This is a genomic window from Pseudomonas sp. ABa2 (genome assembly GCF_056676075.1).
Window position 1 is genome coordinate 4656582 of record NZ_CM155239.1, and the last position, 12182, is coordinate 4668763.

10 protein-coding genes are annotated in these 12182 nt (G+C 61.2%); 1 reads left to right on the top strand and 9 read right to left on the bottom strand.

Features of this window, described 5'->3' with window-relative positions; genetic code table 11:
- Positions 1-3: 3 nt before the first annotated feature.
- From AC1G9C_RS22510 to AC1G9C_RS22545, 8 genes are read right to left on the bottom strand one after another with little or no spacing between them, the layout of a single operon-like run.
- Positions 4-1551 carry an AAA family ATPase gene (locus AC1G9C_RS22510; protein ID WP_480408841.1) on the bottom strand — a complete coding sequence of 516 codons (1548 nt, stop codon included), beginning with the start codon at positions 1549-1551 and terminating at the stop codon, positions 4-6.
- Positions 1552-1561: 10 nt separating this feature from the next.
- The gene (aroB, locus tag AC1G9C_RS22515; protein WP_480408842.1) at positions 1562-2665 is read right to left on the bottom strand and encodes a 3-dehydroquinate synthase; all 1104 of its coding nucleotides are present in this window, start codon (positions 2663-2665) and stop codon (positions 1562-1564) included.
- Positions 2666-2716: 51 nt separating this feature from the next.
- A complete protein-coding gene (aroK, locus tag AC1G9C_RS22520; protein ID WP_122109219.1) occupies positions 2717-3235 on the bottom strand; it encodes a shikimate kinase AroK in 519 nt (172 codons plus the stop codon).
- A 5-nt stretch (positions 3236-3240) separates the two neighbouring features.
- Entirely contained in the window at positions 3241-5322 is a 2082-nt protein-coding gene (locus AC1G9C_RS22525; RefSeq protein ID WP_480408843.1) for a type IV pilus secretin PilQ, read from the bottom strand.
- A gap of 53 nt (positions 5323-5375) precedes the next feature.
- Positions 5376-5900: a type 4a pilus biogenesis lipoprotein PilP gene (gene pilP / locus AC1G9C_RS22530; RefSeq protein ID WP_480408844.1), complete on the bottom strand. Its 525-nt coding sequence runs from the start codon at positions 5898-5900 to the stop codon at positions 5376-5378.
- A complete protein-coding gene (gene pilO, locus AC1G9C_RS22535; protein ID WP_480408845.1) occupies positions 5897-6523 on the bottom strand; it encodes a type 4a pilus biogenesis protein PilO in 627 nt (208 codons plus the stop codon). Before pilO ends, pilP begins: the two co-directional genes overlap by 4 nt.
- A complete protein-coding gene (locus tag AC1G9C_RS22540; protein WP_480408846.1) occupies positions 6520-7095 on the bottom strand; it encodes a PilN domain-containing protein in 576 nt (191 codons plus the stop codon). Before AC1G9C_RS22540 ends, pilO begins: the two co-directional genes overlap by 4 nt.
- A complete protein-coding gene (locus tag AC1G9C_RS22545; protein WP_397486681.1) occupies positions 7095-8159 on the bottom strand; it encodes a pilus assembly protein PilM in 1065 nt (354 codons plus the stop codon). Before AC1G9C_RS22545 ends, AC1G9C_RS22540 begins: the two co-directional genes overlap by 1 nt.
- A gap of 184 nt (positions 8160-8343) precedes the next feature.
- Here AC1G9C_RS22545 and AC1G9C_RS22550 point away from each other — a divergent pair, with 184 nt between their 5' ends.
- Positions 8344-10752 (top strand): penicillin-binding protein 1A, encoded by a 2409-nt coding sequence (locus tag AC1G9C_RS22550; RefSeq protein WP_480410434.1) that lies wholly within the window; start codon positions 8344-8346, stop codon positions 10750-10752.
- Between the two features lie 126 nt (positions 10753-10878).
- Here AC1G9C_RS22550 and AC1G9C_RS22555 read toward each other — a convergent pair whose 3' ends face one another.
- Positions 10879-12147: a malic enzyme-like NAD(P)-binding protein gene (locus AC1G9C_RS22555; protein ID WP_031302588.1), complete on the bottom strand. Its 1269-nt coding sequence runs from the start codon at positions 12145-12147 to the stop codon at positions 10879-10881.
- Positions 12148-12182: the final 35 nt, after the last annotated feature.

Below are 12182 nucleotides of genomic sequence, written 5' to 3' on the forward strand. Positions count from 1 at the left end.
GGGCTAGCGGCGCATTTCCTGCTGAATGCTGCCCAGGGTGCGCGGCCAGGGCTTGCCCGCCTGCAGCTTGGCCGGCAGCGTCTTGACCGCCGCCTGGGCGGCATCGCGGCTGGCGAAACTACCATAGGTCAGCACGAACAGCGGCTGCCCCTGGTGCACTTTCTTGAAGTAGCGGTATTCGCCGCCACCTTCGCGCACCAGCGCCTGGATATTGGCCTCCGAGCGCGAGCCGAGAATCTGCAGGGCGTAACGCGAAGCCGGCTGCTGGGCATACCAGTCGCCCGTTGCCGTAGCGCCCTGGGCGGGCTTGACCGGAGCAGGCTTGGCGACCGCCACCTCCGCCGGCTTGGGCACCGCAGATGCAGGTGCAGGTGCAGGTGCAGGTGCAGGTGCAGGTGCAGGTGCAGCAACGATTGGAGCGGCCGGCGCCACGACTGTCGAGGGCGCCGGCACGACGGGCGCGGCCGGCGGCTCGAAGCCATCCAGCTCCTCGCCTGCCGCTTCCGCCAGAGGCTGACGAATCACTGCCTGCGATTCCCCCACCAACGGCAGAGGCAGCGGCTGACTGGCGCCGGCGAACTCGATGGCCGGCGCCTTGCTCTCGCCCACCGGCGCCTCGGCAGGCGCCTCGACTACCGGCACCGGAGCGGCAGGCTGCAGCGACAGCGGCGCCGTGATCTCCGCCGTTGCCGGTGCCGGCGCCTCGCGCCCTTGCATCAACCAGGCCGCAGCGACGCCGACCAGCACCACGGCCAGCGCCAGCAGATGCTTCTTCGGCAAGGCGAAGCCGGCACCCGCCCCCCGCCCGGCGGCGCGCTGCGCCAGCATCTGCTCCACCAGCAGCTCGCGCGCCTCCTGGTTGATCGCCCCCGGCCAGCCCTGGGAACGCAGATGGACCTCCTCGATCTGCTCCTTGTTCAGCACCTCGATACCCTGCCCGGCACCCTCAAGGCGCTGCGCCAGATAATCGCGCGTCTCCTCCTCGTTGTAGGGCTGCAGCTCGATAGCGTGGTAGCACTCCTCGCCGCCGGCCAGGGCCTCCAGCCGCCCCAGCAGCTCAGGCTCGGCGAACAGGAACACATGCGGACGCCCCTCGCCATTGCCCGCCGCCAACGCCAGCACGGTCTTCAGCACGGCATCGTCGAGCTGATCGGCATCGTCGATCAGCAGATAGACCTCCTGGCCGGTCAGCGCCAACTGCGCGACCTGCGCCAGGATCGAGCGCAGGTCGGCCTGGGCCACGGACAGCCCCTGGGCGACCTGGCGCAGCAGAGCGTCGCTGCCGCCCACGCCCTGGGCCAGCACGATGCTCTGCACCGCCTGCTTGTTGGTGCTGGCGACCAGCGCCTGGCGCAGCAAGGTCTTGCCGCTGCCTTGCGGGCCGACTACCGCCAGCAACAGCTGGCTATAGCGCGCCAGATGGTGCAACTGGCCCAGCACCGGCTTGCGCTGCGCCGGAAAAAACTTGAAGCCGGGCACCCGCGGCGCGAAGGGGTCGTGACTGAACTGGTAATGCGCCAGGAAAGCTTCGTCAGCATGCAGACTGGTCATGGATCACTCTTCAAGAGTTGAACGACTGAGCCAACGCGGCGTAGTCGCTGCGCAGCGTGGCGTCGAGAATTTCACGCGGGTAGTCGGCGGTGACCACGGCCTCGCCCAGGCGCTTGAGCAGCACCAGGCGCAACTGGCCATCGAGCACCTTCTTGTCCACCGCCATATGTTCGAGAAACTGCGCCGGGGTCATGTCCCGCGGCGGCACCACCGGCAAACCCGCCGCCTGCAGCAGACGGACGCCGCGATCGCGCTCGGACGCCGACAACCAGCCCAGGCGATGGGACATCTCCAGCGCCATCACGGTGCCCGCGGACACCGCCTCGCCGTGCAGCCACACGCCATAACCCTGCTCGGTCTCGATGGCATGACCGAAGGTATGGCCGAGGTTCAGCGTCGCCCGCACGCCGGACTCGCGCTCGTCGGCACCGACCACCCGTGCCTTGGCCGCACAGGAGCGCTCAATGGCATAGGTCAGCGCCACCTGATCCAGACTGCGCAGCGCCGGCATATTGGCCTCGAGCCAGCCGAGGAAGGGCTCGTCGCAGATCAGTCCGTACTTGATCACCTCCGCCAGTCCGGCGGAGAGCTCACGTGCGGGCAAGGTGTTCAGGCTTGCCGTGTCGATCAGCACCGCCTTGGGCTGGTAGAAGGCGCCGACCATGTTCTTGCCCAGCGGGTGGTTGATCCCGGTCTTGCCGCCGACCGAGGAATCGACCTGCGACAGCAGGGTGGTCGGCACCTGAATGAAATCCACACCGCGCTGGTAACAGGCCGCGGCAAAACCGGCCATGTCGCCGATCACCCCGCCACCCAGAGCAACCACAGTGGTACGCCGGTCGTGGCGCGCCGTCAGCAGGCCGTCGAAGATCAGCTGCAGGGTCTCCCAGTTCTTGAACGCCTCGCCATCCGGCAACACCACCGAGGCCACATTGAACCCCGCCAAGGACTGCAGCAGGCCCTGCAGATAGAGCGGCGCGACGGTTTCGTTGGTCACCACCGCCACCTGCCGCCCGCCGATATGCCGTGCCAGCAGCTCGGGCTGGGACAGCAGATCACTGCCGATATAGATGGGATAGCTGCGCTCGCCGAGTTCAACGTGAAGAGTCTGCATGAGGCCCCCAGAATCAAAAGGGCTCTAGGATAGCGCAGTTCGCCCCGCGCTTTAACGGGGCGACAAGGCTTCCAGGCGCGCCAGGATTTCCTGCACCACCATGCGCGGTGGGCGCTCGTCCGTTTCGATGACGATATCGGCGACCTCCCGGTACAACGGATCGCGCACCGCCATCAAATCCCGCAGCACCTGGGCTGGGTTGGCCGTACGCAACAGGGGACGATTGCGATCGCGCGAAGTGCGGTCGATCTGCTGCTCCACCGAGGTATGCAGGTACACCACCCGCCCCCCGGCATGCAGCGCCTGGCGATTCTCCGGACGCATCACCGCGCCGCCGCCGGTGGCGAGCACCAGGCCATCCTGCAGCGACAGCTCGGCGATCACCGCCTGCTCCCGCTCACGAAAACCCTGCTCCCCCTCGACATCGAAGATCCAGGGAATATCGGCACCGGTGCGCTGCTCGATCTCCTTGTCGGAGTCCTTGAAGGGCAAACGCAGTTCTTTAGCAAGCAAACGCCCGATGGTGCTCTTTCCAGCTCCCATCGGGCCAACGAGGATTACATTCCGCACTTAGGTCATCGGTTCACGGCAATGGCTTGGTTGTTCATGATGCGCGGAGTGAGGAAGACAAGCAATTCTGCTTTCCGGTCAGTCACCAAATCACGCTTGAACACGCGACCGATAAAGGGCAGGTCGCCCAGAAAAGGAACCTTGTCCACAGATTTCGTTTGCGTATTCGAGTACACGCCACCGATCACGATCGTCTCACCATCAGCAACCAGAACCTTAGCGTTCACTTCGTTCTTGCTAATGGCTGGAATACCGCCAGTCGAGGCCGCAACCGAGAAATCCGGTGCATCCTTGGTCACCTTCACCTCCATCAGCACCCGGTTATCCGGAGTAATCTGCGGGGTCACTTCGAGTGAAAGCGCGGCCTCCTTGAAGGAAGTACTGGTTGCACCACTGGAACTCGCTTCCTGATAAGGAACCTCGGTGCCCTTCAGAATCTTGGCCGTTTCCTTATCGGAGGTTACGACCTTCGGCTGGGAAACGACCTCGCCAGAACCAGACTTCTCCATTGCACTTAGCTGGAGGTCAAGCACCGTATTGTTCGTGATGAAGCCGATCCCGATACCCGAAGTACTACCGTTTACCCCCATATCTACAAACGGGGTGTTAAAGGGAATATCGATCTCTTGAACACCGTCCGTTTCCTCACCCAACTCGAGGTTGCCGTTCTTACCCCACGCATTCCAGTTGCCGGAACCCACATTTCCACCCCAGCGCACCCCCAGGGACTTGTCGTAGTCGACATTGGCCTCGACGATCCGAGCCTCGATCATCACTTGACGAACCGGAATATCAAGCTGGGTCACGATACGACGCAGCTCATCGATGCGTTCCTGGGTCAGCGTTACAATTAAACTATTGGTTCTGTCGTCAAAGATGACCGAGCCACGCATGTCGTCCTTCAAAGTCCCCGAAGCCCCTTCCTCATAAAGCTTGGCAATATCGGAGGCTTTGGCGTAGTTCAACTGAATGATGTCTTTACGCAAGGGGGCGAGCTCAGCCACCTGTTTCTGTACGGCAAGCTCCTGCTGCTCTCGGGCAGCAATCTCATCGGCCGGAGCAACCATTAGGACGTTACCCACCTTACGCTGATCCAAGCCCTTGGTTTTCAGCACCAAGTCCAGCGCCTGATCCCACGGCACGTTCTGCAGGCGCAGTGTGATATTGCCCCTAACAGTATCACTGGCCACAAGGTTCAGGTCAGTGAAGTCGGCAATCAGCTGCAGTACCGAGCGCACATCAATATCTTGGAAATTGAGAGAAAGCTTCTCGCCGCTGTATGCAAAGCGATCAGCCTTACGACGCACCGCATCTTCTTCGGTAAGAGGTTTGACGCTTACCGTCAGCTTGTTGTCTGCCTGATAAACCAGATAATCATAGAGCCCCGTAGGCTCTACCACGATACTGGCGCGATCCGAAGAAGAACTGGCGTTAACGAATTGAACCGGAGTCGCGAAATCTTTTACATCCAGACGAACACGCAGAGACTCTGGCAGTTGGGTCTTGGGAAAATCGATACGAATTTTCCCGCCCTGCTCCTGCACATCAGGACTGATTGTCGCGTCCGAAAGAGAAATGATGATATTGCCTTCGCCTTGCTCACCACGCTGAAAATCAATATCGCTAACCGAGCGACCAGCGGCTACGGCACGCGGCGCTGGCGAAGAAACCACAGGTGCAGAGCTGGCTACAGGGCTGACCGCAGCAGCACTATCCCCCACAATAACGAACAGATTGTTACCCTCAACCCGAGTCGTGTACGGAGCTAGAGCCGTTAGATTAATGATCAGACGGGTACGATCCTTGGCCTCTACAACCGTCACACTTCGCGCATTACCCATTCCTATTTCGCGATTTTTACTGCCCAATTGGCTGGAAACGCCTGGCAGATCGAGCGCAATACGCGCAGGCTGCTCAATGGTGTAACCACGCGGCGCCACGATCGGCTCATCGAAAGACAGCTTGAGCTCAACCCTGTCGCCCGGCAATGCCGCAACATCCAGGTTACTCAAGTTTGCCGCGAGCAGGGTCGGAGACAATAACAGGGCCGCAACAGATAGACCAAATCGCGAGAACGAGATATTCATTACATGCTTCCGTTGTGCAGACTGATAGTTATTTTTCATACGTGTCCCGCCTATCAAGAGCGCTCTTTGAGCGTTAGGCTGCGCGGCCTTTCGAGCCATCCTTCATCGCCATCCGGAACTATCTCAACCACGTCGATTTTGGCCTCATCCACGGCAACGACACGACCATGGTTGCGACCAAGGTAATCACCGACCTTAATCCGGTGCACCCCTCCGGCACCACTTACAAGAGCGAAGAAGCCACTACCATTGGACAAGGTGCCAACCATCTCAAAAACCTCGATATTAAAACCTTCGAGAAATTGCTTGACCCTGGTCTCGTCAGGCCGAACCTCTGGAGCACCTTTAGCGCGACTGACGGTATCAACCTTAACAGGCGGCTGAAATGGGCTGCGCAGCGAGGCGGCGCCATAAGTAAAGGCTTCATAAGGAAGAAACTTTGGCAGCGGCTCAATTGCCCCCTTCGGCCTGGCCCGCACCTCATCCATAAAGGCTTGAAGATCGGAAAAATCCCCACCACTGCAACCAACCAAAGAAAATGAGATACCGACTAGCAATGCCAGCTTGAGATTCTTCATTTTTCCAGCCCCTTATCGTTATAACGATAAGTCTTCGCCAGGACATTCATACGCAACGCCGAAGACACCCCGTCCTTTTCAACGGGCTTAATTTCAAAGTCGTGCAAAGTCACAATTCGAGGAAGACTGGCAACACCACTTACAAAAGTAGCCAAGTCATGATAGCTCCCCATGACCACTATCTGTATTGGCAACTCAATGTAAAACTGCTGTGCGACTTCCGGAAGCAGCTTGATCTCCTCGAACTCTAGGCCACTGCCAAGCCCCGTCCGAGTGATATCCTCCAGCAGGCCTGGCACCTCAGTATCGCTAGGCAACTGCCTCAGCAAGGCCCCAAAGGAAACCTCCATTTCTTGCATTTGTTCCTTGTAAGCCTCTAGATTTGCAGCCTGAAACGCCTTGTTAGAAAACTGCTGCTTCAGACTCTCCTCTTCCGACTTAACGCGATCCAGATCAGCGCGAAGATCACTTAAATGGAAGTAATAGCCAGCCCCCAAAACCGCCACGAAGAACAGGACAAAAACCACCCCTTTAACGGCAGCCGGCCAAGAACCAACATTATTGACATCCAGATCATTCAGATCGAACTTACGCAGACTTTCAATAGATTCAGCCAGGCTCATTTCTTTTCACCCTCGACTACTTCTGCCGCAGGTTGCGTCTGCTGCACGCTCAACTGAAAGACGTTCGCTTGATCCAATGCCCCGGCCGTAGTGGCTTTCACCTGTGTCAGGTTGGGCGCCTCCAGCCACTCGGAGCCGTCCAGATTACGCATCAGGTTGGAAACACGGTTATTTGATTCCGCCGCGCCGAGAATGTCGATGTTCTTGCCAGTCATCTTGACGCTTGTGAAATACACGCCATCAGGCAGGGTCCTCACCAGTTGATCGAATACACGGCCGATAATCGGGCGGTTGCCCTGCAGGTCCTGAATGATCTTCATCCGTTCCAGCAATTGCTGCCGACGCGTCTTCAGCTCGCTGATCTCCTTGATCCGCGCATCCAGAACGGCGATTTCCTTCTTGATGAAGTTATTGCGCTCATTCTGCTGTTCGATGGCGGCGTTGAGCAGTTGATCGCCAAGGAAAACCACGCCGGCGGCCACGACGAGCACGCCCACCAGGGTCACCAGGAAACGTTGCTTGCGCTCTTCGCGCAGCTGTTCGCGCCAGGGAAGTAAGTTGATCCGTGCCATCAGTCGAAACTCCTCATCGCCAGACCACAGGCAATCATCAGTGCCGGCGCGTCACTAGCCAGTGCACCAGCGTTGACCTTGCTACTCAGCGCCATGTCGGCGAAGGGATTGGCCACGAGAGTTTGCGTGCCGATCTTCTGCTGGATCAGGCGGTCGAGGTCGGGGATGGAGGCGGTACCGCCTGCCAGGAGGATATAGTCGACATCGTTGAACTGGCCGGCGGCAAAAAAGAACTGCAGGGAGCGCGATACCTGTTGGACCACAGCCTCCTTGAAGGGCTGCAGCACTTCGCTTTCGTAGTCGTCGGGCAAACCGCCCTGCTTCTTGGCCAGACCGGCCTCTTCGACCGACAGGCCGTAGCGGCGCTGCACTTCCTCGGTCAGCTGCTTGCCGCCGAACAGTTGCTCGCGGGTATAGATGGTGCGGCCATTGTGCAGCACGCTGAGGGTGGTCATGGTGGCGCCGATATCGACCACGGCCACGGTCAGCTCGTCATGGCCGCCGCCCAGCTGGGCTTCGAGCAGGCCGTAGGCGCGCTCAAGCGCGTAGGCCTCGACATCCACCACCTTGGCGGTCAAACCGGCAAGCGCCAGAGCGGCTTCGCGCACTTCGACGTTTTCCTTGCGACAGGCCGCCAGTAGCACCTCGACCCGTTCCGGGTTGCGCGCGGCAGGGCCCTGCACTTCGAAATCAATGGCGACTTCTTCGAGCGGATAGGGAATGTACTGGTCGGCCTCGATCTTCAGCTGGTTTTCCAGATCATCTTCGGAAAGCCCGGCCTCCATCTCGATGGTCTTGGTGATGACCGCCGAACCGGCAACCGCCACGGCGGCCGTCTTGACCCCGGTCTTGGCCTTGGCCAACACCCGCGACAAGGCCTGACCGACCCCCTCCAGCTCGGCGATGTTCTTCTCCACCACAGCGTTTGGCGGGAGCGGCTCGACTGCGTAAGCCTCTACCTTGTAGCGGCTTCCCGAGCGACTCAATTCGAGGAGCTTGACCGAGGTCGAGCTGATATCGATCCCCAGCAGCGTATTCGCTTTCTTATTGAAGAGCCCTAGCACGACCGTTTTCCTATTGGCATCCGCGACTTACGGACTATTTATGTTTTTCCACATTAAATATCAGTCTTGACAGAAGCGCAAATGGCTACCCGGGAAAAAAAACGCTTATAATGTGATCAGCTTTTCCCTTTTAGCCTCAGCTCCTGCTTAACTCATTCTTTTACTTGGAATTCCGAACATTTTGATACGCCTGCTGAAGTTCTTCTGGTGGTCTTGCGTTGCCGTTTTTTGTGGGCTGTTGCTCAGTTTCAGCGGCGCATTTCTTTATCTTAGCCCGACCCTTCCCTCCGTCGAGTCGCTGCGCCAGGTGCAGCTGCAGATCCCCCTGCGCGTCTACAGCAGCGATGCCAAGCTGATCGCCGAGTTTGGCGAGATGCGCCGGTCGCCGATTCGTTTCGACGAAATCCCCAAGGAATTCATCAGCGCGCTGCTGGCCGCCGAGGACGATAATTTCGCCAATCATTATGGCGTCGACGTGACCAGCCTGATGCGCGCTGCCACGCAATTATTGAAAAGCGGGCAGATCCAGACTGGCGGCAGCACCATCACCATGCAGGTGGCGAAGAACTTCTTCCTCACCAGCGAGCGCAGCTTCTCGCGCAAGATCACCGAGATCCTCCTGGCCCTGCAGATCGAGCGCGAGCTGAGCAAGGACGAGATCCTCGAGCTCTACGTCAACAAGATCTACCTGGGCAATCGCGCCTACGGCATCGAGGCGGCGGCGCACGTCTACTACGGCAAGTCGATGCGCGAGCTGAACCTGGCGCAGATGGCCATGATCGCCGGCCTGCCCAAGGCGCCGTCGCGCTACAACCCACTGGTCAATCCGACCCGCGCCAAGGAGCGTCGCGACTGGATTCTCGGTCGCCTCTACCGCCTCGGTCGTATCGACCAGGCCACTTACGAGACCGCCCTGGCCGAAGAGGTCGATGCCCGTTACCACGTCCCCGCCCCCGAACTCAGCGCCCCCTACATCGCCGAGATGGCCCGCGCGGAGATGGTTGGTCGCTACGGCAGCGAGGCCTACACCGAGGGTTTCAACGTCACCACCACGGTGCCCAGCCAGCTGCAGGAAGTGGCCAACAGCGCGCTGCGCGAAGGCCTGATCGACTACGACCAGCGCCACGGCTATCGCGGCCCGGAAAGCCGCCTGCCGGGCATGACCCGCGAGACCTGGCTCGCCGAGCTGGGCAAGTTCCGCAGCATCGGCGGCCTGGAGCCGGCCGTGGTGACCCAGGTGGAGAAGAGCGGCATTCTGGTGCTGACCCGAGGCGGCGAGGAGCAGGCGGTGTCCTGGGACAGCATGAAATGGGCGCGCCCCTTCCTCAGCACCAACAGCCTCGGCCCGCGCCCGCAGCAGCCGGCGGACGTCGCCCAGGTCGGTGACATCGTGCGCGTGCAGCGCCAGGCTGACGGCAGCCTGCGCTTCCTGCAGATTCCGGCGGCGCAGAGCGCGCTGGTGTCGCTCGACCCCTACAGCGGCGCCATCCAGGCCCTGGTCGGCGGCTTCTCCTTCGACCAGAGCAACTACAACCGCGCCGTGCAGGCCAAGCGCCAGCCCGGCTCCAGCTTCAAGCCCTTCATCTACAGCGCGGCGCTGGACAGCGGCTACACCGCCGCCACCCTGGTCAACGACGCGCCGATCATCCTCTCCGACGACTACCTGTCGCAGAAATGGCGGCCGAAGAACGACAACAACACCTTCCTCGGCCCGATCCGCCTGCGCGAGGCGCTGTACAAGTCACGCAACCTGGTTTCCATCCGTCTGCTGCAGGACATGGGCATCGACCGCAGCCTGCGCTACATCGAGCGCTTCGGCTTCGAGCCGCAGGACCTGCCGCGCAACCTGTCGCTGGCGCTCGGCACCGCCAGCCTGACCCCGCTGGAAATCGCCGAGGGCTGGGCCACCTTCGCCAACGGCGGCTACAAGGTCGAGCCCTACCTGATCGAGCGCATCGACGACCGCAACGGCAAACCGCTGTTCCACGCCAATCCGGCGCGAGTGCCGAGCAGCGCGCCGGCCACGGACAGCGCCACGCTGACGGTGAACGCTACGGCCGAGCTGCCGCTGGAGGAACCCAAGGTCGCCGAGCAGATCATCGATGAACGCACCGCCTACATCATGACCAGCATGCTGCAGGACGTGATCAAGCGCGGCACCGGCCGCCGCGCCCTGGCCCTGGGACGCGACGACCTGGCGGGCAAGACCGGCACCACCAACGAATCCAAGGACAGCTGGTTCTCCGGCTACAACGCCGACTACGTGACCACCGTCTGGGCCGGTTTCGACCAGCCGGAAAGCCTCGGCCGCCACGAATACGGCGGCACCGTGGCGCTGCCGATCTGGATGAGCTACATGGGCGCCGTGCTCAAGGATCGCCCCAGCCACCGGCCCAAGGAGCCCAAGGGGCTGCTCACCCTGCGCGTCGACCCGCTCAGCGGCCGCGCCGCGGCGCCCGGTACGCCGGATGCCTACTTCGAGCTGTTCAAGAGCGAGGATTCGCCGCCGCCGATGAGCGAGTTCGAGCCCGGCATGGGCGTTCCCGGCAGCCCGCTGCCGGCCGACGAAATGGCGCCGATCGATCTGTTCTAGAACAGCCCCAGGCTAGACCGTCGAAGCCTGATCCGACGGGCACTCCCGGATCACGCCTTCGGCCAAGGCGAGGCCTTTCTGCAGGCAATAAAAAACCCGCCGAAGCGGGTTTTTTATTGCCTGGCCTTAGCCGTTGAACACTTCGTCCACCGAGTTCAGCGGATAGTGCTTCGGATAGGGCAGCGTGGCCACGCCGGACTCGATGGCGGCCTTGGCCACGGCATCGCAGACCACGGTAATCAGGCGGCGGTCCATCGGCTTGGGAATGATGTACTCGCGGCCGAACTCCAGCTTGATACCGCCATAGGCGTCGCACACGTCCTGCGGCACCGGCAGCTTGGCCAGGTCGCGCAGGGCCAGGGCGGCAGCGATCTTCATTTCCTCGTTGATGCGGGTGGCGCGTACGTCCAGGGCACCGCGGAAGATGAAGGGGAAGCCCAGCACGTTGTTGACCTGGTTCGGGTAGTCGGAACGACCGGTGGCCATGATCACGTCGTTGCGGGTCTCGTGCGCCAGCTCCGGCTTGATTTCCGGATCCGGGTTGGAGCAGGCGAAGACGATCGGGTTGGCCGCCATGCGCTTGAGGTCTTCCGGACTCAGCAGGTTGGCGCCGGACAGGCCGACGAACACGTCGGCGCCATCGAGGGCATCGGCCAGGGTGCGCTTGTCGGTCTCGGTGGCGAACACCGCCTTGTACTGGTTGAGGTCGTCGCGACCGGCGTGGATCACGCCCTTGCGGTCGAGCATATAGATGTTCTCGACCTTGGCGCCCATGCTCACCAGCAGCTTCATGCAGGAGATGGCGGCGGCGCCGGCGCCGAGGCAGACGATCTTCGCCTGCTCCAGGGTCTTGCCGGCGATTTCCAGGGCGTTGAGCATGCCGGCGGCGGTGACGATGGCGGTGCCGTGCTGGTCGTCGTGGAACACCGGAATGTCGCACTGTTCGATCAGCGCGCGCTCGATCTCGAAGCACTCGGGGGCCTTGATATCTTCCAAGTTGATGCCACCGAAGGTGATGGAGATGCGTTTCACGGTGTCGATGAAGGCCTGCGGGCTCTCGGAGTCGACTTCGATGTCGAACACGTCGATGCCGGCGAAACGCTTGAACAGCACGCCTTTGCCTTCCATCACCGGCTTGGAGGCCAGCGGGCCGAGGTTACCCAGACCGAGGATCGCGGTGCCGTCGGAAATCACTGCCACCAGGTTGCCTTTACCGGTGTAGCGGTAGGCCAGCTCGGCGTCGCGGGCGATTTCGCGGACCGGCTCGGCGACACCCGGGCTGTAGGCCAGCGACAGGTCGCGGGCGGTGGCGGTGGCTTTGGTCAACTCGACGCTCAGCTTACCCGGGCGGGGTTGAGCGTGATATTCGAGAGCGGCAGTTTTGAGATCTGACATAGTGGCATTTCCGCTTTTGTTGGCTGTTGAACGGG

Excerpts from the sequence above, each read along its gene's own strand:
- AC1G9C_RS22510 (WP_480408841.1), bottom strand. The coding sequence starts at position 1,551 with ATGACCAGTCTGCATGCTGACGAAGCTTTCCTGGCGCATTACCAGTTC.
- AC1G9C_RS22525 (WP_480408843.1), bottom strand. The coding sequence starts at position 5,322 with ATGAATATCTCGTTCTCGCGATTTGGTCTATCTGTTGCGGCCCTGTTA.
- AC1G9C_RS22555 (WP_031302588.1), bottom strand. The coding sequence starts at position 12,147 with ATGTCAGATCTCAAAACTGCCGCTCTCGAATATCACGCTCAACCCCGC.
- AC1G9C_RS22540 (WP_480408846.1), bottom strand. The coding sequence starts at position 7,095 with ATGGCACGGATCAACTTACTTCCCTGGCGCGAACAGCTGCGCGAAGAG.
- aroB (WP_480408842.1), bottom strand. The coding sequence starts at position 2,665 with ATGCAGACTCTTCACGTTGAACTCGGCGAGCGCAGCTATCCCATCTAT.
- pilP (WP_480408844.1), bottom strand. The coding sequence starts at position 5,900 with ATGAAGAATCTCAAGCTGGCATTGCTAGTCGGTATCTCATTTTCTTTG.
- pilO (WP_480408845.1), bottom strand. The coding sequence starts at position 6,523 with ATGAGCCTGGCTGAATCTATTGAAAGTCTGCGTAAGTTCGATCTGAAT.